Source organism: Shewanella sp. FJAT-52076, assembly GCF_019457455.1.
Lineage (GTDB): Bacteria > Pseudomonadota > Gammaproteobacteria > Enterobacterales > Shewanellaceae > Shewanella > Shewanella zhangzhouensis.
This window is the reverse complement of sequence record NZ_CP080415.1, coordinates 2,036,602-2,059,381: the sequence shown is the minus strand read 5'-3', so window position 1 is coordinate 2,059,381 and position 22,780 is coordinate 2,036,602. Positions and strand designations below refer to the sequence as shown.

General features: G+C 53.1%; 20 protein-coding genes. 11 read left to right on the top strand and 9 right to left on the bottom strand.

What is annotated here, in order from left to right:
* Window positions 1-8: 8 nt before the first annotated feature.
* The 5 genes from nadA to astE all read right to left on the bottom strand — a co-directional run bounded on the left by nadA (window position 9) and on the right by astE (window position 6,187).
* Window positions 9-1,076, bottom strand: a complete 1,068-nt coding sequence (gene nadA, locus K0H79_RS08830) for a quinolinate synthase NadA (RefSeq protein ID WP_220077987.1) — start codon at window positions 1,074-1,076, stop codon at window positions 9-11.
* A 153-nt stretch (window positions 1,077-1,229) separates the two neighbouring features.
* Complete coding sequence (locus tag K0H79_RS08825; protein ID WP_220077986.1) at window positions 1,230-2,819, bottom strand: dihydrolipoyllysine-residue acetyltransferase; 1,590 nt, start codon at window positions 2,817-2,819, stop codon at window positions 1,230-1,232.
* A gap of 9 nt (window positions 2,820-2,828) precedes the next feature.
* Entirely contained in the window at window positions 2,829-3,806 is a 978-nt protein-coding gene (locus K0H79_RS08820; protein WP_220077985.1) for an alpha-ketoacid dehydrogenase subunit beta, read from the bottom strand.
* 3 nt (window positions 3,807-3,809) lie between these two features.
* Window positions 3,810-4,988, bottom strand: coding sequence for a thiamine pyrophosphate-dependent dehydrogenase E1 component subunit alpha (locus K0H79_RS08815; RefSeq protein ID WP_220067674.1), 1,179 nt, complete (start codon window positions 4,986-4,988; stop codon window positions 3,810-3,812).
* 152 nt (window positions 4,989-5,140) lie between these two features.
* Window positions 5,141-6,187: a succinylglutamate desuccinylase gene (gene astE, locus K0H79_RS08810; protein WP_220077984.1), complete on the bottom strand. Its 1,047-nt coding sequence runs from the start codon at window positions 6,185-6,187 to the stop codon at window positions 5,141-5,143.
* A gap of 254 nt (window positions 6,188-6,441) precedes the next feature.
* Between astE and msrA the strand changes: the two genes are divergently transcribed.
* Window positions 6,442-6,936 (top strand): peptide-methionine (S)-S-oxide reductase MsrA, encoded by a 495-nt coding sequence (gene msrA, locus K0H79_RS08805; protein WP_220077983.1) that lies wholly within the window; start codon window positions 6,442-6,444, stop codon window positions 6,934-6,936.
* Between the two features lie 79 nt (window positions 6,937-7,015).
* Here the strand turns inward: msrA and pgm are convergent, their stop codons facing one another.
* Both pgm and seqA read right to left on the bottom strand, forming a co-directional pair.
* Window positions 7,016-8,677, bottom strand: coding sequence for a phosphoglucomutase (alpha-D-glucose-1,6-bisphosphate-dependent) (gene pgm, locus K0H79_RS08800; protein WP_220077982.1), 1,662 nt, complete (start codon window positions 8,675-8,677; stop codon window positions 7,016-7,018).
* 38 nt (window positions 8,678-8,715) lie between these two features.
* Entirely contained in the window at window positions 8,716-9,279 is a 564-nt protein-coding gene (gene seqA / locus K0H79_RS08795; RefSeq protein ID WP_220067867.1) for a replication initiation negative regulator SeqA, read from the bottom strand.
* Between the two features lie 266 nt (window positions 9,280-9,545).
* On the opposite strand from seqA, the gene K0H79_RS08790 reads away from it, so the two are divergent.
* The 6 genes from K0H79_RS08790 (at window position 9,546) to efp (ending at window position 13,365) form a co-directional block, all read left to right on the top strand.
* Window positions 9,546-10,334: an alpha/beta fold hydrolase gene (locus K0H79_RS08790; RefSeq protein ID WP_220077981.1), complete on the top strand. Its 789-nt coding sequence runs from the start codon at window positions 9,546-9,548 to the stop codon at window positions 10,332-10,334.
* A gap of 96 nt (window positions 10,335-10,430) precedes the next feature.
* Window positions 10,431-10,652, top strand: coding sequence for a DUF2788 domain-containing protein (locus K0H79_RS08785; RefSeq protein WP_011759817.1), 222 nt, complete (start codon window positions 10,431-10,433; stop codon window positions 10,650-10,652).
* Window positions 10,653-10,659: 7 nt separating this feature from the next.
* Window positions 10,660-10,932: a LexA regulated protein gene (gene ybfE / locus K0H79_RS08780; RefSeq protein ID WP_011759816.1), complete on the top strand. Its 273-nt coding sequence runs from the start codon at window positions 10,660-10,662 to the stop codon at window positions 10,930-10,932.
* Window positions 10,933-10,985: 53 nt separating this feature from the next.
* Complete coding sequence (gene fldA / locus K0H79_RS08775) at window positions 10,986-11,513, top strand: flavodoxin FldA (RefSeq protein WP_203326954.1); 528 nt, start codon at window positions 10,986-10,988, stop codon at window positions 11,511-11,513.
* A 78-nt stretch (window positions 11,514-11,591) separates the two neighbouring features.
* Complete coding sequence (gene earP, locus K0H79_RS08770) at window positions 11,592-12,758, top strand: elongation factor P maturation arginine rhamnosyltransferase EarP (RefSeq protein WP_220077980.1); 1,167 nt, start codon at window positions 11,592-11,594, stop codon at window positions 12,756-12,758.
* A 40-nt stretch (window positions 12,759-12,798) separates the two neighbouring features.
* Complete coding sequence (efp, locus tag K0H79_RS08765) at window positions 12,799-13,365, top strand: elongation factor P (protein ID WP_203326952.1); 567 nt, start codon at window positions 12,799-12,801, stop codon at window positions 13,363-13,365.
* Window positions 13,366-13,745: 380 nt separating this feature from the next.
* Here the strand turns inward: efp and K0H79_RS08760 are convergent, their stop codons facing one another.
* A complete protein-coding gene (locus K0H79_RS08760) occupies window positions 13,746-15,128 on the bottom strand; it encodes a Na+/H+ antiporter NhaC family protein (protein WP_220067668.1) in 1,383 nt (460 codons plus the stop codon).
* A 644-nt stretch (window positions 15,129-15,772) separates the two neighbouring features.
* On the opposite strand from K0H79_RS08760, the gene K0H79_RS08755 reads away from it, so the two are divergent.
* The 3 genes from K0H79_RS08755 to K0H79_RS08745 all read left to right on the top strand — a co-directional run bounded on the left by K0H79_RS08755 (window position 15,773) and on the right by K0H79_RS08745 (window position 19,092).
* Window positions 15,773-16,987 (top strand): pyridoxal phosphate-dependent aminotransferase, encoded by a 1,215-nt coding sequence (locus K0H79_RS08755; RefSeq protein WP_220077979.1) that lies wholly within the window; start codon window positions 15,773-15,775, stop codon window positions 16,985-16,987.
* 176 nt (window positions 16,988-17,163) lie between these two features.
* Window positions 17,164-17,751, top strand: coding sequence for a 5'-deoxynucleotidase (gene yfbR / locus K0H79_RS08750; RefSeq protein WP_220067666.1), 588 nt, complete (start codon window positions 17,164-17,166; stop codon window positions 17,749-17,751).
* Between the two features lie 9 nt (window positions 17,752-17,760).
* On the top strand, window positions 17,761-19,092 hold the full coding sequence (locus tag K0H79_RS08745) for an anti-phage deoxyguanosine triphosphatase (RefSeq protein ID WP_220077978.1): 1,332 nt from the start codon (window positions 17,761-17,763) through the stop codon (window positions 19,090-19,092).
* Window positions 19,093-19,203: 111 nt separating this feature from the next.
* Here the strand turns inward: K0H79_RS08745 and K0H79_RS08740 are convergent, their stop codons facing one another.
* Window positions 19,204-19,836: a YchE family NAAT transporter gene (locus tag K0H79_RS08740; protein WP_011759808.1), complete on the bottom strand. Its 633-nt coding sequence runs from the start codon at window positions 19,834-19,836 to the stop codon at window positions 19,204-19,206.
* Between the two features lie 335 nt (window positions 19,837-20,171).
* Between K0H79_RS08740 and adhE the strand changes: the two genes are divergently transcribed.
* Window positions 20,172-22,775 carry a bifunctional acetaldehyde-CoA/alcohol dehydrogenase gene (gene adhE / locus K0H79_RS08735; RefSeq protein WP_220077977.1) on the top strand — a complete coding sequence of 868 codons (2,604 nt, stop codon included), beginning with the start codon at window positions 20,172-20,174 and terminating at the stop codon, window positions 22,773-22,775.
* Window positions 22,776-22,780: the final 5 nt, after the last annotated feature.

Here is a 22,780-nt window from a genome sequence, read left to right as displayed (position 1 = left end):
TGCGAGTATCAGGCGTTGCCCTTCACCTGCATATTGAGGGTTTTGGCAAAGTCCAGCATACGATCAAGCGGCAGTTTCGCCCTTTCGCGCAGTGCATCATCAACAAAAATCTCGTGGGCACTGGCATCCTTGGCGCTGAGCGCTGCCTCAATGGCTTTAAGACCATTCATCGCCATCCAGGGACAGTGGGCACAGCTCTTACAGGTGGCGCCATTGCCGCCGGTTGGGGCTTCAATCAATGTCTTACCGGGCGCGGCCTGCTGCATCTTGTAGAAGATGCCCTTGTCGGTGGCCACGATAAAGGTGTCGTTTGGCAAGGTTTGCGCCGCTTTAATCAGCTGGCTGGTTGAGCCCACCGCATCGGCCATCTCCACCACACTGGCGGGTGACTCAGGGTGCACCAGTACGGCAGCATCTGGGTACTGGATTTTAAGCTCTCGCAGCGCCTTGGCTTTGAACTCATCGTGAACAATACACTCGCCCTGCCACAGGAGCATCTCGGCGCCGGTTTGTTTGGCGATGTAGCTGCCAAGGTGTCTGTCCGGGCCCCAGATGATTTTCTTGCCTTCGCTGTCCAGGTGCTCAACGATTTCGAGGGCAATGCTTGAGGTTACTACCCAGTCTGCACGGGCTTTTACCGCCGCCGAGGTGTTGGCGTACACCACCACAGTGTGGTCGGGGTGCGCATCACAGAACGCACTGAAGGTCTCGATGGGGCAACCCACATCCAACGAACAGGTGGCTTCCAGCGTCGGCATCAGCACGGTTTTTTCCGGGCTTAAGATTTTGGCGGTTTCACCCATGAACTTCACACCGGCGACGATAAGCGTCTTGGCGGGGTGATCGCGGCCAAAGCGTGCCATTTCCAGAGAATCAGATACACAGCCGCCGGTTTCTTCTGCGAGAGCCTGGATTTCGGGATCTGTGTAATAGTGCGCTACCAGCACGGCATCCCGAGCTTTCAAAAGCGCCTTGATTTTTTCTTTGTATTCCAGCTTTTGCACATCCGAAAGCGGAATCGGCTTGGCAGGAAATGGATACTGAATGGGTTCCAGAATAGGGGCTTGCTGACTCATGGTAATTCCAACATCACACAACTTGGGCGCATTATACGAAAACCCGACCAAAAGATTAAGGTGTTTTCTCCGGGGGAGTTGAGTACGGGCCCATCAACCATACGAAAAAACAAAGGACGCCTGCGGCGTCCTTTGATGAAGCGTACGCAATTATCAGCGCATGGCCAACAGCATATCTTCCGGTTGCTCCAGATACTGCTTCCACAGGTTGCAGAAACGGGCAATGGTGCCACCATCGATAACGCGGTGATCGCCGCTCCAGCTCACCTGCATTATCTTGCGTGCCTGCACGCTGCCATCGGCGGCAAAGCGCGGCAGTGTCTGCAACTTACCGAGCGCCACAATGGCCACCTCAGGCTTATTGATGATAGGCGTCGCCACAGTGCCACCCAGGGCGCCAATGTTGGAGATAGAGATGGTACCGCCTTTGAGGTCCGCCGGACTCACACGACCACTGCGGGCAGCGTCAGTGAGACGGGTTATTTCGCGTGCCACATCCAGTATCGACTTGCTCTGCACATCCTTCACGTTAGGCACCAGCAGGCCCACTTTGGAGTCCACCGCCATGCCTATGTTGTGGCTTGCCTTGAAGGTCAGCTCAGTGCAATCGGCATTCACCTGACTGTTCACCACCGGAAACTCGGTGAGTGCCAGTGACAACGACTTCATGAAGAAAGGCATCATGGTCAGCTTCACATCGTCACTGCTGTACTTGGCCTTCATGCGCTCGCGCAGAGCAACGAGATCTGTAAGGTCAATTTCTTCACAGTAGGTAAAGTGCGGGATGCTGGACACAGAGTCCATCATCTGACGCGCCATCGCGGCTTTTACGCCGCGAATGGGTTCAACCCTGTCACCTGCCGCAGGTTGTACAGGGGCCGCCACTGCGGCTGCCTGAGGAGCAGCTGCTTGAACTGCCGGCGCTGCGCCGCCCTTCAGATACTGCTCAATATCTTCTTTATAGACTCGGCCATGCTTACCACTGCCGGGCACCTGCGACAAATCCACATCCAGGCTGCGGGCCATGCGGCGCACCGCAGGGCTTGCCAGAGCCTTGCCATTGCCGTTAACAGCAGCGGTGGCCGGAGCAACATGCTCGAGGTGGCTGGTTACTGCAGCGGCAGCTGACACGGCAGTCGCTTCGGCAGCTGTGGCTACCGGATGCTCAGCGTCCACCTCGATGGCGTAAAGCGGCGCATGCACCTTGGCAAGTTGGCCCTTGCGATAATGCAGGGTGACAATTTTACCGGCCTTGAGGGCGGGAATTTGCACCAGCGCCTTATCGGTCATCACGTCAGCAATGGGCTGATCTTCTTCTACCATATCGCCTTCGTTTACCAGCCACTCGACCAGCTCACATTCCACAATGCCTTCACCAATATCGGGCAGCAGGAAATCTTCCACCTGCTTACCGGCACTCGCTGCAACGGCCGTGGCAACGGGCGCAGCCGGTGTGGCTTCAGCAATGGTTTCAACCGGAGCCGCTGGCGCATCGGCGCCTTCGCCTTCGATTTCCACCGCATACAAGGGTGCATGCACCTTGGCGATTTCACCCTTGGCGTAATAAAGCTTGCTGACAACACCAGCAAACGGCGCCGGAATTTGCACCAGGGCCTTGTCGGTCATCACGTCGCAAATGGGCTGATCTTCGGCAATGTGGTCGCCTTCTTTCACCAGCCATTCAACCAGCTCACACTCGACCACACCTTCACCGATGTCCGGCAAAATAAAATCTCTAATCATACCGGGCTCCTAGAAGTTGACGCAGGCCTTGATGGCTTCAAAGGTCTTGAGCGCATCCGGCATGTATTCTTTTTCGTGGATAAGCGGATACGGGGTATCCAAACCACACACCCGGGCGATGGGCGACTCCAGATACAGGAAGCACTCTTCCTGAATGGTCGCGGCGATTTCGCCGGCAAAGCCACCAGTAAGCGGCGCTTCGTGGTTAATGAGCAAACGGCCGGTCTTTTTTACCGACTCGGCCACTGTGTCCACATCCCAGGGTGACAGGGTGCGAAGGTCGATGATTTCACAGGAAATGCCTTCTTTTTCCGCCATTTCGGCGGCTTTTTCGACGATTTCCATCTGCGCGCCCCAGGCGAGGAGCGTAATGTCTTTACCTTCTTTCACCACTTCTGCCTTGCCCAGTGGCAGCTCATAATCACCTTCAGGCACTTCGCCAACGCTGGCACGGTACAGGCGCTTGGGCTCGAAGAACACCACAGGGTTTTTGTCGCGGATAGACGCCAGCAGCAAACCCTTGGCCTGATGGGCGTTACGGGGCACAACCACCTTCAGACCCGGGGTCTGGGTGAAATAGGCCTCAGGCGACTGAGAGTGATAATGACCACCGGCAATACCGCCGCCGTAGGGAGTGCGATACACCAGGCCGCCCACATTGAACTCATTGCCTGAGCGATAACGGAACTTGGCGCTCTCGTTCACAATCTGATCGAATGCCGGGAAGATGTAATCGGCGAACTGGATTTCAGCCACGGCAGTGGTGCCATTTGAAGCCAGACCATTGGCAAAACCGGCAATACCCTGCTCGGTCAGCGGCGTGTTAAAGCAACGGCCTCTGCCAAAGGTATCCTGCAGCCCTGAGGTCGCGCGAAACACGCCGCCAAAGTGGCCCACGTCTTCCCCGAATACCAACATGGTCGGGTCTTTTTCCATCGCAATGCGCAGGGCACTGTTGATGGCTTGCAACATATTCATTTCAGCCACGGCTTAGAGTCTCCCTGCAGTTTTTGGATAAGCTTGCGGATACTTCTTCACGTGAGCCTTCAGTGACTCCAGCTGCTTTTTCAGCAGTGGCGTGGGCTCATCGTAAACATCCTCAATGATCTCATCGATGCGGGGCGCCGGGATCTTCTCGGCCACTTTCACTGCAGCCAGCACTTCTTCGCGGTAACGCTCGTACATGGCTTCATCATCGGCTTCTGCGAGCCAACCTTTGTTAATCATCCACAGCTTGAAGCGTTTAACCGGATCGTGCTCACGCCACTTGGCTTCTTCTTCCTTGGAGCGATAACCGGAAGGGTCATCCGAAGTTGAGTGAGCGCCAAGACGGTAAGTCATGGCTTCAATCAGCACAGGGGCATTGTGCTCGAGCGCATAAGCTCTCGCCTGCTGGGTGGCGGCAAGCACCGCCAGCATGTCGTTGCCGTCTACGCGGATGGTATGCATGCCGTAGCCCACACCGCGGCTGGCAATACCGTTACCGGCAAATTGCTCTTCGGTGGGGGTGGAAATGGCATAGCCATTGTTGCGGCAGAAGAAAATCACCGGAGACTTGAGCACGGCAGCCATGTTCATGCCTGCGTGGAAATCGCCTTCAGACGCTGCGCCTTCACCAAAGTAGCAAATAGCCACATTGCGCTCGCCTTTCATCTTAAGGCTGTAACCCACACCGGTCGCCTGTGGGATTTGGGTACCCAGTGGCGATGAAATGGTTTGATAATGCAGCGCGGCCGTGCCGTAGTGGATGGGCATCTGGCGGCCTTTACCGAGGTCTTTTTCGTTGCTGAACATCTGGTTCATAAACTGCTCGGTGGTAAAACCGCGATAACGCAGGGCGGCGTGCTCACGGTATTGGGCCAGGATAACGTCTTTGTCATCCAGGGCCGCGGCGCTGCCGAGAATGGCCGCTTCTTCACCGGTACAGGTCATGTAAAAACTGATACGGCCCTGGCGCTGCGCACCCAGCATGCGCTCATCCAGCACACGGGTAAACACGCAGGCGTCGTAAATGCGCTTGGCGAGGGCTTCATCGATTTGCGGCAGAACGGCTTCCTCGTAGGGAGTACCGTCCGCCTGAAGGATCTTGAGAATGGGGATGTGCAGCGACTCCCTGTCGAGGAAGGAGACTTTGTGCACTGTCTCTTGGTTTGTTGATGCGTTGCTCATATTCTGCTCTTGTTATCATTGAGGCCCACCCACGGCAGACCTGTATGTAAAACGCGGGATGAACATTACGTTAACGTAAACTACCTGACAATCATTACACTATGACGGGGGACAAGTTTCCCCCGTTTGCATGTATTAATTGCTTTACAGCCTTATTCCACGTGAGGGTTTACCGCGGGAACCAGCATGATCACGGTGCGCTGACCAACGGGCACCTGGGCGTTGGGGAACACCACCGCCTCGGATTCCTGCTCGACAAAAATATCCTTGCCACCCTGACGTGCAATTACGTGCCCGCGTGGGAAGGAAGTAAAGTTCTCCACATCGGTGCTGAAGGTAAATTCAAAGTCATCGGCTTCCTTATTAATGACCCGGCAGACCTGATAGAGGTTCACCTGAGCTTCATCAAAAGGTGCAAGCTCCAGTGGCTGTGCACAAATCAGGCGCTTAAACATTTCCCGGGTATTGGCGAACTTGCTCATGTCGTTCTGCCCCATGGGATATACCTTGCCCAGTTCAATGGTAAAGGCATCGGCGCGGAACAACTCGGATGAGAAATAACTGAAGGTGGTGGTCGGTTCGTGGTGGAAGAGCACGGTATCCACGCCACTCGCCGCCAGGAACATGATTTGCTCACCGCTGAAGGCCCGGCCAGGGCGGTAGGGGTAGATGGCAAACTTTTCATGCCTGGAGCCACGAATGGCGGTGTGCAAATCGTAATGAATACGCTGCCTGCCCTCACCCTTTGCTGCACCTTCTTTAAAGAAACGGGTGACATAGGCCTCAAGCTTTTTAGCACGTATCCGCTCGGGGTTACTGAGTCCAGGCCCACGGCTGTGTTCACCGCTAAAAAGCCGGTTCATGTTTTCATCTACGATACGGGTGCCATTGTTGATGGCAGCGGGGTTACCAATGAGGAACAATACCCGCTCTTTTACCTGCAGCCGCCCTTCCAGCAGGTCCTGAATAAGGCTGCTGCAAAGCTCTATGGGCGCCGTTTCGTTGCCGTGCACCCCACTTGAAAGCACTATGTCTTTTTGACTGTTGCCATCGGCAGGCTCAAACACCAGCGCACCTGTATCCCAGAGACTGACCTGGGTATGTCCATACATAAGCTGTGGGGGAATGGGGTCTAAGTGTTCAGGATTGGACAGGGTAAGATGCAAAAAGTCTTTGCAGCCTTGCAGTAGGTTAAGCACTTGGGTCTCCTTTCTCTGAGGCTTTCTTGCGTTGGGCTATTGCGATGAACTGCCTGTGGGCCTGAGCCACGCCTTTGGCAGGCATTCCTTTAGCCTCGCAGCGTTTTGTACCAATACTATCACAGCTGTTTGCGCTCATTCTCAACCATTTACTCATGGAGTTGCCGATGGAGCAGACAAAGGTGTAAGACCCTATTGCTTTTCTGAACCAATTTCATCAAAATTTAGCCGTCCAGACATCCATTGAGGTTTCCATGTCACAATTCAATTCATCATTTGCCACCTTTGGCGCCGGCTGTTTTTGGGGTGTAGAGTATTTTTTCCGGCAGATCCCGGGCGTGATCAACGCCACCTGCGGTTACATGGGCGGTAACGACAAATATTCCCGCTATGAAGAGGTAAAAAAAGGCATCACAGGCCATGCCGAAGTCGTGCAGGTGGAATTTGACCCAAGTCAGGTAAGCTTTGACGATTTGCTGCAGGTGTTTTGGAAAAACCATAACCCTACCAGTCTTAACCAACAGGGTGGCGACATAGGGACCCAGTACCGCAGTACCATCTTTTTCCACGACAAGGTGCAAAAAGAACAGGCCGAAGCCTCCAAACTCGCCCTCGCCCGCTCAGGTCGCTGGGGTACCCGCCATATAGTGACCGAGATAGTACCGCTGCAAACCTTCCATGTGGCGGAAGAGTATCACCAGAATTATCTGGATAAAAACAACCTGCCAAGCTGCCATATCGAGTATTGATACCGCAAACGACAGAATACTTATCCAACAAAAAACGCGCCCAAAGGCGCGTTTTTTAATATGGCTTAGCGGTGGTCTTTTACAGCTTGATGGCCTTGAGTGCCGTTCCCAGCAAATTCTGGGCGTCACTAATCAGCTCGCCAAGATGCGCGTCGCTGACAAAGCTTTCGGCATAGAGCTTAAACAAGGGCTCAGTACCGGACGGACGCGCGGCGAACCAGCCTTTATCTGTGCACACCTTGATGCCACCAATAGCGGCCCCATTGCCGGGTGCCTTGGTGAGCACGGCGGTAATTGTATCGCCTGCGACAGAGCTCGCGCCCAGGGTTTCAGCATTCAGAGCCCCAAACTTGGCTTTCATTTTGGGGTTAAGCGGGCTGTCGATACGCTTATAGAAGCTGCGGCCATGTTCGGCGACCAGCTCTTCATAGCGCTCAGCCGGCGTTTTACCGGTAACAGCCAGGATCTCAGCCGCCAGCAACGCCAAAATAAAGCCGTCTTTGTCGGTACACCAGGTGCTGCCATCCAGTTTAAGGAAAGCCGCCCCGGCACTTTCTTCACCGCCAAAACACACACTGCCATCGGCAAGGCCATCAACAAACCACTTAAAGCCCACGGGCACTTCCATCAGAGGCACCCCATGAGCCGTGCAGACCTTGTCTATCAAGGCGCTGGAGACCAGGGTTTTACCCACCGACAGGGTCTTGGCCCACTGTGGCCTGTGGCCCAGCAGATAATCGATAGCCACCGCCAGATAATGGTTCGGATCCATCAGGCCAGAGCCCGGGCAGACAATACCGTGGCGGTCATAATCCGGGTCGTTACCCACGCAGATATCAAACTTATCCTTGTGCACCAGAAGCCCTGCCATGGCATAGGGTGATGAGCAGTCCATGCGGATTTTGCCGTCTTTATCCAGTGGCATAAAACCGAAGGTTGGATCTATTGCTTCATTTACCACTGTGATATCAAGGCCATAGTGCTCTGCGATGGGGCGCCAGTAATGGATGCCGCTGCCGCCCAGAGGGTCAACACCTATACGTACACCGGCTTTGGCAATTGCGGCCATGTCAATCACCTCAGCAAGGCTTTCAACATAGGGCGCAATCAGGTCGACGTGGCTGAGCAGCGAAAGACCCGAAGCGATACCGTAATTGACCCGGCGAACACCATCCAGGCCGTGGGCCAGATAGTGGTTGGCACGGGTTTCAATCCAGGAAGTGATATCCCCTTCCGCCGGTCCACCGTGGGGTGGATTGTACTTGATGCCGCCGTCCTGGGGTGGGTTGTGTGACGGTGTGATAATGATGCCGTCACTGAGCACTGCGCCTTCACCCGTTTGATGGCGATTAGCGGCCACAATGGCCTGACTGACCACAGGGGTTGGCGTGTATGCATCATCACGCTGCGCCAACACCTGAACCTTGTTGGCAATCAGCACTTCAATAACAGACAAATAAGCCGCCTGAGACAACGCATGGGTGTCGATGCCGAGATACAGGGGGCCGGTGATGTCAGCCTGGGCACGCCAGTCGACCACCGCCTGGGCAATGGCAAGAATATGCTGCTCGTTAAAACTTCGATGAAAAGCACAGCCGCGATGGCCGGAAGTACCGAAACTCACCTTCTGAGCGGGATCGCTCGCATCCGGCAAGAGTCGATAATAGTGGCTCATGAGTTTGGGAATATTAACCAAATCCCCTTGCTGTGCTTGCTTGCCTGCGCGGTCATGGATGGCCAAGGCTGAATTCCTTATCGTGGATGGCTAATGGTGTCGTTTCAGGCGAGCGCCAGCTCACCCAGGGATTTGGCACGAACCGGATCGCAACCCAACTGCACCAGGGCTTCTTCAAGTATGGTGCGTTTTTTAGCGGTATTGTTGTTTGTGGTTACCCAAAAACCGCTTGTACCGATTTCTTTGGGGTTGGCCGATTGGCTTGCCTTGAGCAGGGCTTCTTTGGATGTGGCAAAGTAGAGACGATCGCGTCCCTGAATTTGCAACACCTGTTCAAAACGCGAAGGTGCGGCCTGGTGCAAACATTCCAGCGCATAAAGAAAACGGCCTACGGCGCCTTTTTGCGCTGACAGACCCGCTTCACTGAGCAAGTCTGAAAAATCAATCTCGGTCTGGGCGGCAACGTCCGGCTCAGGCTCGACCTCAGGCACATGCACGGGCTCTTGTTCCATGCCAGGCTCACTGATATCGACAGGTGCCACTTCTGAGACTTCGGCGACAGAGAGTCCCAGCAAACGCCGTAAAATATCCGACGCACTCTCACCGATACGTTCAGTCTTGCCGGCTATGTAACGATAGAGCTCTTCGTCCACTTCGATATATTTCATCACCAATGCTTTCCTTTTGTCTTATCAGGCATGCAAGGCATGCCGCTTCGCCGAAGAAAGCCCAGTGTAAGCCAGTCCAAGAGATTGATAAAGCGCTCTAAAATGAAAACCGTGGCCGAGATGATGATTACCAAGCCAGGGAGCGAACAAGCGGGCATTTTTTAATCGCACATCAATGGTTCAAGCCACTTTTCTTGCCTGCGCCCGTGCTTGAGGGCAAAATTGCCGCCTTTAAGTGTTAATCCCAATCAACAGGCAGGATTTACATGTCAGTGCAGCTTAACTATCAGACTCAAGGCTCCGGGGAAGATGTCATTCTGGTTCATGGCCTTTTCGGTGATCTGGATAACCTCAAGACACTGGCGCAGACCCTGGAAACCGACTATCGCGTTACTCGCATCGATGTGCCCAATCACGGCCAAAGCCCCCACTGGGATATGATGGACTACCACAGTCTGGCCCAGAGTCTGGTGTCATTACTGGATGAACTGGGCGCAACCAAAGCACATCTGATTGGTCATTCCATGGGCGGTAAAATCGTGTTGGCAACGGCGCTTCTATATCCTGAACGAGTCGCTTCCGTGGTTGCAGCCGATATCGCCCCCGTGCCTTATGCCCCCCGCCATCAACGAGTGTTTGCGGCGCTTACCTCTCTGCCCCTGGATGGCAGCGTCGACAGGAAAGAGGCCTTGAATCACCTGCTGGCGAGGGGTGTGGATGACGCGACAGCACAGTTTTTGCTGAAAAGCTTTCGCCGGGCGGAGTCTGGTTTCAGTTGGCGGATGAATCTCGACGGGCTGATAGCCTCCTATGACGGCATTATCGGTTGGCCGTTCAGTAATGACTCTTACCATGGTCCGACACTCTTTATTCGCGGTGATGAGTCAGACTATGTTACCGCTGAACATAAAGATGCCATCCTCACCCAGTTTCCCAAGGTGCAGCTCAAGTCCATTGGGGGTGCCGGTCACTGGTTACACGCACAGAAGCCCAGCATCTTTAACCGACTGGTGAAAAATTTTCTGGACAGCCAACGCCCTGAGTTACACGGGTAAAGGCTATAGCAGACGCTAATATGATGTGATATATTCGCGCCTCTTTTTCAAGGCCGGGTTTTACCCCTACGCCAAGCAACGCCGGAGTCAGCGCTGATGTTAGCCGAGTATATGCAGCAAATAGAAACCCTGGGATTAAACCTGTTTTTCGCTGCCATATTCTTCTTCATTGGCATGGCAATCCATGACGTGCTGAAACAGGGCAATGTGCCCAAGTTTGGCCGTTATATTGTGTGGTTGGTGCTGTTTTTAGGGTGTGCAGGCTTTATCGCCAAGGGCATTATTCAAATGACTTGGGAAGGCGCCGGTATAGGCTAATGACAAAATGGCAAAAGAAGCAGCAGACAGAACAACAATCGATCTCTTTGCCGATGAAAAACGCCGTGGACGTCCCAGAAGCAATCCCCTTCCCCGGGAAACGCAACTGAGGGTTAACAAGCGTAACCAGATCCAACGGGATAAGGCAAAGGGCCTCAAGCGGATAGAGTTAAAGGTGTCACAAGATTTGTACGACGCCTTGAACGAAAAGGCGCTGGCCAGTAACATCAGCCGCAGCCAATTAATCGAATGCATACTTAAGCAATCGTTTGACGACTGAGTCAAACTTTTGTGGATGCCGCGTAAACGCAACTGATATTTAAAGGAAAGACAATGGCTACTGTAGGTCTTTTTTTCGGCAGTGACACAGGCAACACCGAAGCTGTCGCCAAGATGATCCAGAAAAAACTGGGTAAGCAGATGGTGGATGTCAAAGACATCGCCAAGAGCACCAAGGAGCAGATCGCCGAATTTGACCTGCTGCTGTTCGGGATCCCAACCTGGTACTACGGTGAAGCGCAGTGCGATTGGGACGACTTTTTCCCTGAGCTTGAGCAAATCGACTTTACCGACAAGCTGGTAGCCATTTTCGGTTGCGGCGATCAGGAAGATTATGCCGAATACTTCCTCGATGCCATGGGCATGGTACGCGATATCGTCGAAACCCGTGGTGGCATTATCGTCGGTCACTGGCCTACTGCCGGTTATAACTTCGAAGCCTCCAAGGCGCTGGTGGATGACGATCACTTCGTGGGTCTGGGTATCGATGAAGACCGTCAGCCAGAACTCACCGAAGAGCGCGTTGATCAGTGGGTAAAACAGATTTACGAAGAAATGTGCCTGGCCGAGTTGGCCGACTGATTTCTTTAACTTTGCAAAAGGCGGCGTTTACGCCGCTTTTTCATTTCAGCGCCAATTGAATTCGGGTCTCTCGCTTCTATGACCAGCCCTCATTCCAACCACTGGGACATCTTTTGTGCCGTCGTCGATAACTACGGCGATATCGGCGTTACCTGGCGTCTGTCAAAACAACTGGCATTGGAATATCAGCTTCCCATTGTGCTTTGGGTGGATGACCTCAAAAGCTTTGCCCATATATTGCCAACGCTTGACCCAAAGCTCAGCTCGCAGACTCTGGAAGGCGTCACTATTAATCAGTGGAATACGCCGCTGAATATCGATTACACGCCCGGCACCGTGCTGATTGAAGCCTTTGCCTGTGAATTGCCTGAACCGGTCAAGACCACAGCTAAATCTGCGCCTACACCCCCGCTTTGGCTCAATCTTGAATACCTGAGCGCAGAAGACTGGGTTGACGGTTGCCATGGATTGCCCTCCTTTCAGGGCGGCGGCATCAACAAGTACTTTTATATGCCCGGGTTTTCTGCCGCCAGTGGTGGCCTTATCTGCGAACGGACACTCTTTGATGAAAGGGATGCCTGGCAGGCCGACTGTGCCAACAAGCTCAATCTTTTTAAAAGCCTGGGGCTGAGTGGCATCGAACAGGATGATAAGGTCGTCAGTCTCTTCAGCTATGAAACCCTGGCACTTGAGGGCCTCTGTGCCCTTTGGTCGGCTTCATCCAGTCCTGTGCACCTGATGGTGCCTAAGGGACGCAGCCTCAGCAGTTTGGCGTCTTATCTGCCCAAGTCCCCGGCCGATGTCACACCAGGCGAGCGGTTTTGTCACGGCGCTCTAAGCATCCATATACTGCCAATGACCGATCAGGCCGGCTACGATCGCCTGCTTTGGAGCGCCGATTTTAATATCGTACGGGGCGAAGACTCCTTTTTACGGGCACAATGGGCAGGCCGACCTTTTATTTGGCACATTTACCAGCAGGAAGAAGACTACCACCTGGTAAAATTAGAAGCTTTTATGCGCCTTTACTGCGATAATCTGGCTCCTGAGATTGCAGATTGCTGGAAAAACTTGAACCTTGCGTTCAATCAGCAGCAGGCGGATGCCGTGCAGCAGCACTGGCAAAATATCGAATCTTTCGCTTCGCCTTTGTTGGCACACGCCAAACAATGGCCAATCGATGCACTTAAGACGACAGATCTGGCAACCAGGCTAGTGCAATTCGTCAAAAAATCGTTAAGATAGCGCCTTAAAGTTAAACGTCCAAGATATAGGAAATTTAGTAATGAAAACTGCTCATGAAATCCGTCCCGGTAACGTGATCATGTTTAACGACAGCCCATGGGTTGTTCAGAAGACTGAAACCACCCGTTCAGGCCGTAACGCTGCCATCGTTAAGATGAAGCTGAAAAACCTGCTAATCGACTCTTCTACCGAGACCACCTTCAAGGGTGAAGACAAGATGGACGTTATCGTTCTGGAGCGTCTGGATTGCACCTACTCTTACTTCGCTGACCCAATGTACGTATTCATGGATGCCGAGTACAACCAGTACGACGTTGAAGCCGAGAACGTAGGCGACGCTGCAAAGTACATCGTTGATGGCATGGAAGAAACCTGTCAGGTAACCTTCTACGAAGGCAAGGCCATTTCTGTTGAAATGCCAACCACCATCATCCGTGAAGTTGGCTACACCGAGCCAGCTGCCCGTGGTGACACCTCCGGTAAAGTAATGAAGCCTGCCAAACTGGTTGGCAGCGATATCGAGCTGATGGTTGCTGACTTCGTTAAAGAAGGCGACAAAATCGAAATCGACACCCGTACCGGTGAATTCAAGAAGCGCGTAAACTAATCGCCCTTCTATGAGTTAAAAGCCAGCCCAGTGCTGGCTTTTTTGTTGCCTGATATCCAGGTTATTGGACATTCTCGATGAACCCAGGGTCTTCACCTGACCCCCTATGCATCAACGCGCCTGCACAGCAGTCGCCGAGGTGAAGCGGATACCTCTCCCATTTACTCATGTGTACTCCCCTTAAGCGAGCTTATCCTGCAAAGCTGACTGGTAAGCCGCTGAACAGGTTAATAGCGCCTACTGCAGTGCTTCAAGACACTCGACTGACAACGCATCCAATGTATGGTGGCAGCAGTCCGCAAGCCGGATATCAAGTCAGATAGTCAGGCATAAAAAAACACCCGGCAAGCCGGGTGTTTTTATGTGGATAGCAGCTGCAATCAGGCCAGCAGGATAAAGCCCACAAAGGCCAAGGCAGCTGCAATCAGCGCATAGGGAAGCTGAGTAACCGCGTGGCTGACCAGATTACAGCCTGAGCCCTGAGCGGCCAGCACGGTGGAATCTGAGTAGAAGCACGCCTGGCTACCGAATGAAGACGCTGACAGGAGCGCACCAATCACCAGCGCGGTATCGGCACCAACGGCATTGGCCAGTGGCATCACAATCGGAATGGTCACCGCAAAGATACCCCAGCTCGAGCCGGTTGCAAACGCCAGCACCGCCATTGCCAGGAACACAATCGCCGGCAGCATCTTGGCTGTCATATAAGGACTCAAGGTATCAATCACGTACTGAGGCAGCAGCAATTGATCGCACACATCCTTAAAGATAAAGGCGGCAACCACTGTACCAATGGCAGGCAACATGCTCTTAAAGCCGTCAATCATCTGATCCATCATCTCAGACATTGGCATCAGCTTTTGTACGGCATAGTAAGGCAGAGTCACGGCCAGAGTGGCAAGCAAGCCCTTCCAGACATCGATATCGAAATACACGGTAAAGGCAACCAGAAGACCCAGCGGCACCAAAAAGTTATGCAGCTTACCGTGCTGGTCGGCGTGTTCAAACTCGTCTTCGATAGCTTTTACGGCGTATTCGTCGGAGGTGTGCACTTCTTCCCAGTCTACCTGCGCTTTGGCAGGCTCACCCTGAGCAGCAGCCAGCTCGGCCTTTTTCATTGGGCCGATGGCAGGCACCACACCTACCACAACCAAAAGCACCATGATGACCGCAAGCCAGGCATACAGCATATAGGGAATGGCCGACATATAGACGCTGATGGCTTCACCGTCAGCAGCCACACCGTTGTCTACCAGAAGGCCTCCGAAGAACACTGCCCAGGTCGACAGCGGCACCAGCACACACACAGGGGCGGCGGTGGAATCAACAACGTAGGCCAGCATCTCGCGGGATACTTTAAATTTGTCGGTCACACGCTTCATGGTTTCACCCACGGTAAGCGCATTCAGGTAATCGTCGATAAAGATCACCAGACCCAGCACAAAGGTCATAAACAGTGAAGACTTGCGGCCTTTTGCCATCAAAATTGCTTTACGACCAAATGCGAGAGCACCGCCGGTGCGAACCAGAAGCGCAATCAGGGCGCCGAAGCTGCCACACACCAGAATAAGCCAGCCAATGGTTTCATCCTGCATCACCTTCAAAGATGCATCGGCAAAGTTACCGAGCACGGAAGAAGGGTCCAGCAGGAGCAAACCGGCAACGGCGCCGATGATCAGGGCAAGGATTGGACGACGCAGCCAAATGGCCAACGCCAGCACCACAAAGGGTGGGATCAGACTTATCGCTGTCGGCTCAGACATGCAAACAGGTCCTCTATCAGGGCCCAACGAGGGCAAAAGTTTCTGGGTGCCGGCACCCTGAGGACCTCATTCTCTCCAGGGCACCGATTTTTCTGCTTTATTATGGGCATACCGCCAGTCGGTCAGGTTACAGCTGCCGCTATTGTTCGTGCCTGGGTAAAAACATCGGGCAGAAAATAATGTGCATCGTCCGACCAGTCAACCAGAAATTCCATTCAAAGCGGTTCTTTTTTGACCACACACTTTTTATTGGATTTTATTAATTAATTATCAGTAAGTTAAATTGGATCAGATCCACGCATTTTCGCCCTGAATTATCGAATAGACATGCGTATTTTTTGCAGGCTTTTTTGATTTCTGCGTAAGACTTTATCAATCAGCCGCCGAGTCCTGCCAAATGGCCACACGCTGGCAGTGTCTGCGCTGCGATACCTATACTCAGGTATGCAACACTTACAAACACGATCGGCGCAGCATGTTATTCTTTTCACGCTAATTTAAAGATGGCTTTTTCAGTGTTTATTACTGAATTTATTTTATATTTTTGATGTTTGTTCTCTTTTATGTTGTCTTGAACTTGGTTATTGTGAGCTTCTGGCGAGCACGCCATATTTTTCCAACAGACCAGGGTCCAGAGGTACAGGATGCGTCCCATCATTAAGTCCAATAAATTAGACACCGTTTGCTACGACATTCGTGGTCCGGTGCACAAGGAGGCCCGTCGTCTGGAAGACGAAGGCCACAGGATCCTCAAACTGAATATTGGCAACCCGGCCCCCTTTGGTTTTGAAGCACCGGAAGAAATCGTCCGTGATGTCATTTTGAATCTCCCCAGCGCCCAGGGCTATTGTGAATCCAAGGGGCTGTTTTCTGCCCGAAAAGCCATAGTGCAGCATTATCAATCCCAAGGCATTTTTGGTGTTGATATTGAAGACGTTTATATAGGGAACGGGGTTTCAGAGTTGATTGTGATGGCGCTGCAGGGGTTGCTGAACAGTGACGATGAAGTACTTATCCCCTCCCCCGATTACCCACTTTGGACAGCGGCAGCCAATCTGGCCGGTGGCAAGGCCGTACATTATCGCTGTGATGAAGAATCAGACTGGTTTCCGGACCTTGAAGATATCAAAGCAAAAGTCAGCCCCCGAACCCGTGCGATTGTGATAATCAATCCCAACAATCCAACCGGCGCCGTATACAGCCGTGAGCTGCTACTGGAGATCATTGAGCTTTGTCGCCAGCATTCCCTTATTCTGTTTGCTGATGAGATTTACGATAAAATCCTCTATGACGACGCTGTGCACATACCGGCCGCCGGTTTGTCCGATGACATTCTTACCGTGACCTTTAACGGCCTGTCCAAAGCCTATCGCGCAGCTGGATTCCGAGTCGGTTGGATGATGCTTTCTGGCAATCTCAAGGCCGCGAAGAGTTACATCGAAGGCCTGGATATGCTTGCCTCTATGCGTCTGTGTGCCAACGTACCCAATCAGCATGCGGTGCAAACTGCGCTCGGTGGCTACCAGAGTATTAATGAGCTTATTCTGCCCACCGGCCGGTTAAGCGTGCAGCGCGACACCTGCTATGAGTACCTGAATGCCATCCCCGGGGTGAGCTGTAAAAAGCCCAAGGGTGCCCTGTATGCCTTCCCCAAATTAGATCCCAAGCGATTTAATCTGCGTGACGACGAGCGATTGGTGCTGGATTTGTTAAAGGAAAAGAAAATTCTGCTGGTCCAGGGCAGTGCCTTTAACTGGCCGGAACCTGATCATCTGCGGGTGGTATTTTTGCCCCATAAGGAAGATCTGGAAAAGGCGCTCAGCGCCTTTGGAGAGTTTTTGGAAAACTATCGACAGTAACCAAGACAATCTATATTCCCCGGACAGAAAACAGACGCCGACAGCAATGTCGGCGTCTGTGTTTATGCAGTTCGCTAGTTCATGTGACATTCTTCATTAAGTTGCTGTAAAGTGAGCTTATCCCAGTTCATTTCGCGCATCCTCCGCGCCACCGTTTGCACAGCAGGGAAACTATTATGAGTCATCTTTTTGCCCATCTTGCTCGCCTCAAGCTTATTCAGCGCTGGCCACTCATGTTTAATGTTCGCTCCGAAAATGTGCAAGAGCACTCGTTGCAGGTGGCCATGGTGGCCCATGGCCTGGCTGTCATTGCCAATCGCCAGTTTGGTATGCAGGTGGATGCTTACAAGGCCGCTACGCTGGCTATATTTCACGATGCCTCAGAAGTGTTGACGGGCGATTTGCCCACACCGGTCAAGTACTTCAATAAAGACATCGAGTTTGAGTACAAAAAAATCGAGGCCATTGCCGAGGAAAGGCTGCTCGAGATGGTTCCGGAAGAGTTTAAAGACGACTATCGCCCTCTGCTGATAGCCGATGATGCGGATGATGAGATAAAACAGCTGGTGAAATCCGCCGACACCCTGTGTGCTTATCTTAAGTGTCTGGAGGAGCTCAAAGCCGGTAACCGTGAGTTCAACACAGCCCGCAGCCGATTGGAAGCCATGCTCCAGGCCAATCCCAATCCGGCGGTGAAGTATTTTATCGATTGTTATGTGCCCAGCTTCAAACTGGATCTGGACGAGATAAACCGTATGCTCTGAGGAGCCAAGATGTACAATCCATGGCATGAACGCCGCCACGGCGAAGAAAAACACAGACGCAACGACCACAGAAGTCCATTTCAGCGTGACCGCGCCCGCGTGCTGCACAGCGCCGCCTTCAGGCGCTTGCAGGCCAAAACCCAGGTACTTGGCGTGGGAATGAACGACTTTTACCGCACCCGCCTCACCCACTCGTTGGAAGTGTCGCAAATCGGCACCGGCATTGCAGCCCAGCTAAAGCGAAAACATCCTGATAAGGAGTCCCTGATTGACTCCATGAGCCTGATTGAATCCCTGTGCCTCGCCCACGATATCGGCCATCCACCCTTCGGCCACGGCGGTGAGGTCGCGCTCAATTATATGATGCGTGACCATGGGGGCTTTGAAGGCAATGGTCAGACTTTTCGCATCCTCACCAAGCTTGAGCCCTACACCCCCGGCTTTGGCATGAACCTGTGCCGCCGCACTCTGCTTGGCATTTTAAAGTATCCACAGCTTGCAGCCGAACTTAAATCCAGCGCGCCCCATGTGGAAGTCGCCCATTATCGCCAGCTGCGCCCCGCCGACTGGCCGCCGGTAAAAGCAGTATTTGGCGAAGACGCTGATATGCTCAATTGGGTGCTTTCGCCCCTGTCGCAATCAGACAGTGCGCTGTTCTGCCAGTTTACTCCGCCAGAAGGACGTCGACACGGTCGCACACTTTTCAAATCACTGGACGCCACCATTATGGAGCTCGCAGACGATATCGCCTATGCGGTACACGATCTGGAAGATGCCATAGTAATGGGCATCGTCAGCCGGGAGCAGTGGCTCGATGGCGTTGCGCCGCTGCTTAAAGAGAGCGGTGACAGCTGGATAAAGAGTGAACTCGGCGCCATCGATGAGCACCTTTTCTCCCCTGAGCACCATCTTCGTAAAGATGCCATTGGCACCCTGGTTAATGGCTTCGTCACCGCCATCACCATAGTGGAAGATGCGCGTTTTGATGAGCCGCTGCTTCGACATAACGCGGTGCTGGAAGAGGAGTTCGCCCTGGCCCTCAACGCACTTAAGCGGTTTGTCTGGCGTTATGTGGTAAGAAAACCCGAAGTACAAATGCTGGAATACAAGGGGCAGCAAATGGTGATGCAACTGTTTGAAGCCTTTGCGTCGGATCCAGAGCGGCTGCTGCCACTCAATACTCAGGGGCGCTGGCGCGAAACGGCCGACAAGGGTGAAAATGCCATGCGGGTGATTGCCGACTATATCTCAGGGATGACAGACGAATTCGCCATTCGCATGCACCATCAACTTTTCAGCCCCCGCCTTGGCGGCCTGAGCGATCTGGGTCAGGATTTCTAATCATCCAGATATCGCCAGGTTAAACCCAAAGCACAAAAAAGCCCCGCACGTGATGCGGGGCTTTTCACTACCGAATTTTCAGCATTTTAATTTTGGTGATCGGGTTATTTATTAACCTAATAAGTTGGGAAACAATCCCTTGAAGCCTGCCGCCATCACCTCGATACCGATAGAAAGCATCAAAAGCCCCATTAGACGGGTGATAACGTTAATGCCGGTTTTACCCAATACCCGGTAGATGGCAGATGCCATGCGAAACAGGCCAAAGCTGAGCGCGCCAAAAATCAACACTGTGACAAACATACCAGCCAAATCAATCAGGCTATTGTGCTCAGCGGCAAACACTATCACCGAGCTGATAGCGCCCGGGCCTGCCATCAAGGGCAATGCCAGTGGTACCACGGCTACCGATTCCATCGCGGATGACTCTCTGTCTTCCTCCTGGTTACGCTTCACCTCACCCAGCTTACCCTGGAGCATCGACAAGGCGATGATGGCAATCAGGGTGCCACCGGCAATGCGAAACGCTGACAGCGAGATAGAAAACATATTGAGGATGTGCTGCCCCGCGACTATGGTCACCAGCAGAATAATCACAACCGCCAGGTTGGCGATTTTACCCGTGTGGTTACGCTCGGCCTCGGTCTGATGGCTTGTGAGGCTCACAAACACAGGCAGCAGACCTATGGGGTTGATGATGGCCACCAATCCCAGAAAAAATTTTATATAAACCGTTACGTCCACCCAGGGTTCTCCGCGGCCGGTGAGGCCATTTGCTGATAATTAACGCCATATTGAAGCAGTTGATTACTCTACCCTAACCCGCAAATACCGAAAAATGAGATTTTCTGCGTATTGTCACAAGTTCGCATAAAAATGGTTTATGAATATCCCTTAATTTCAATTCGTGCAATTTGTCATCAAAGTGTAGCCATTTCTGTTGTTTTATTTCAGATTAGCCCGGCTTTGTGTAACAGATCACGGTGGCTATACCTATATAGGTGTAATTTTCAGTCACAGGCAAGAGTCTTTAGCTAAATTCAGTTTTTGCTAAACATTCTTTTTACGGGAACTTCATCATGACAGTCACCAACACCCAGGAACTCAACGCGCTGGTAGAGCGCGTCGCCAAGGCCCAGGCACAGTTTGCCTGTTACAGTCAGGAGCAAGTGGACAAGATTTTCCGCGCCGCCGCTCTCGCGGCCGCCGATGCGCGCATTCGTCTTGCCAAAATGGCCGCAGAAGAAACCCGCATGGGGGTTATTGAAGATAAGGTCATTAAAAACCATTTCGCCTCCGAGTACATTTACAACAAATACAAAGACGAAAAGACCTGCGGCATTCTCGCCGAAGACGCCACTTTCGGCACCATCACCATTGCCGAGCCCGTTGGTATCATCTGCGGCATTGTGCCCACCACCAACCCAACCTCCACTGCCATCTTTAAAGCGCTGATAAGCTTAAAAACACGCAACGGCATTATCTTCTCGCCTCACCCAAGGGCTAAGGTGTCCACGACCACCGCCGCCCGCATCGTCTTGGATGCAGCAATAGCCGCAGGGGCCCCCAAAGACATTATCGGCTGGATTGACCAGCCGTCGGTGGCGCTGTCCAACCAGCTGATGACCCACGAGAAGGTAAACCTTATTCTTGCCACCGGCGGCCCCGGCATGGTGAAAGCCGCCTACTCCTCCGGTAAACCAGCCATTGGCGTTGGCGCAGGCAACACCCCCATCGTGATTGATGAAACCGCCGACATCAAACGCGCAGTCAGCTCGATTTTAATGTCCAAGACCTTCGATAACGGTGTGGTATGTGCCTCAGAGCAAGCGGTTGTTGTGGTAGACGCGGTATATGATGCAGTGAAGGAGCGCTTCGCCAGCCACGGCGGCTACCTGCTTAGCAAAAAAGAAAACGCCGCGCTGCAGAAAGTTATTCTCAAAGACGGTGGCCTTAATGCCGACATCGTCGGCCAAAACGCCGCCACCATTGCGGCCATGGCCAATATCAAGGTGCCTGCCCACACCAAGGTGCTGATTGGTGAAGTCAGTGACATCGATGAGAAAGAGGCTTTTGCCCACGAGAAACTGTCGCCGCTGCTTGGCATGTACCGCGCCGCCAACTTTGAAGAGGCGCTGGACAAGGCCGAAGCTTTGGTTGCCCTCGGCGGCATTGGCCATACATCCGGGCTCTATACCGATCAGGACACCCAGGATGAGCGGGTGAAAACCTTCGGTTACCGGATGAAGACTGCCCGTATTTTGATTAACACCCCAGCCTCTCAGGGCGGCATTGGTGACTTGTATAACTTCAAGCTCGCGCCTTCGTTAACCCTGGGCTGCGGCTCCTGGGGCGGTAACTCCATTTCCGAAAACGTGGGTCCAAGCCATCTTATTAACAAGAAAACCGTCGCCAAGAGGGCCGAGAACATGCTGTGGCACAAGCTTCCATCGTCCATCTATTTCCGCCGTGGCAGCCTGCCGATTGCCCTGGAAGAACTGAGCGGCAAGAAGCGTGCGCTGATAGTGACCGACAAGTTTCTGTTCAATAACGGTTATTGCGACGAAACCATCCGCATTCTCAAGTCTCAGGGGCTGGAAACCGAAGTCTTTTACGAAGTCGAAGCCGACCCAACCCTGGCCGTGGTGCGCGCCGGTGCCAAAGTGGCGACCAGCTTCCAACCCGATGTGATAGTGGCTCTGGGCGGTGGTTCTCCTATGGATGCGGCCAAAATCATTTGGGTGATGTACGAGCATCCCGACGTGGACTTTGCCGATCTCGCGCTGCGCTTTATGGATATCCGTAAGCGTATCTACAAGTTCCCCAAACTCGGCGCCAAGACGATGATGGTGGCGATTCCAACCACCTCAGGTACCGGCTCCGAAGTCACACCTTTTGCGGTGGTGACCGACGAGCAAACCGGCGCAAAATACCCTATTGCCGACTATGAGCTGACCCCCAACATGGCCATTGTCGATCCCAATCTGGTGATGGACATGCCCAAGTCGCTCACCGCTTTCGGCGGTATTGATGCCATTACCCACGCGCTGGAAGCCTATGTCAGCGTGATGGCCAACGAATACAGTGACGGCCAGGCACTGCAGGCGCTGGACTTGCTCTTCAAGTACCTGCCGGACAGCTACGCCAGGGGCGCTCAGGCTCCACTGGCGCGTGAGAAAGTGCATAATGGCGCCACCATTGCCGGTATCGCCTTTGCCAACGCCTTTCTGGGGATTTGTCACTCCATGGCCCACAAACTGGGCGCCGAGTTCCACCTGCCCCATGGCCTTGCCAATGCGCTGCTTATCAGCAACGTTATTCGCTTCAATGCCACTGACTTGCCTACCAAGCAGGCGGCATTCAGCCAGTACGACAGACCCAAAGCCCTGTGCCGTTATGCCGCCATAGCAAGCCACTTGGGTCTTGCCGGCAAAAATGATGAAGCCAAGGTTGAGGCGCTTATCGCCAAGATTGAGGAGCTTAAAGCCACTATCGGCATTCCGGCGTCCATCAAGGATGCCGGGGTAAATGAAGCCGACTTCATGGCCAAACTCGATGAACTGGCCGAAGATGCCTTTGACGATCAGTGCACCGGCGCCAATCCGCGCTACCCACTGATTAGCGAGCTGAAACAGTTACTTATTGACAGCTTCCACGGGCGTGCCTATCAGGACCGCATCTGATTGGT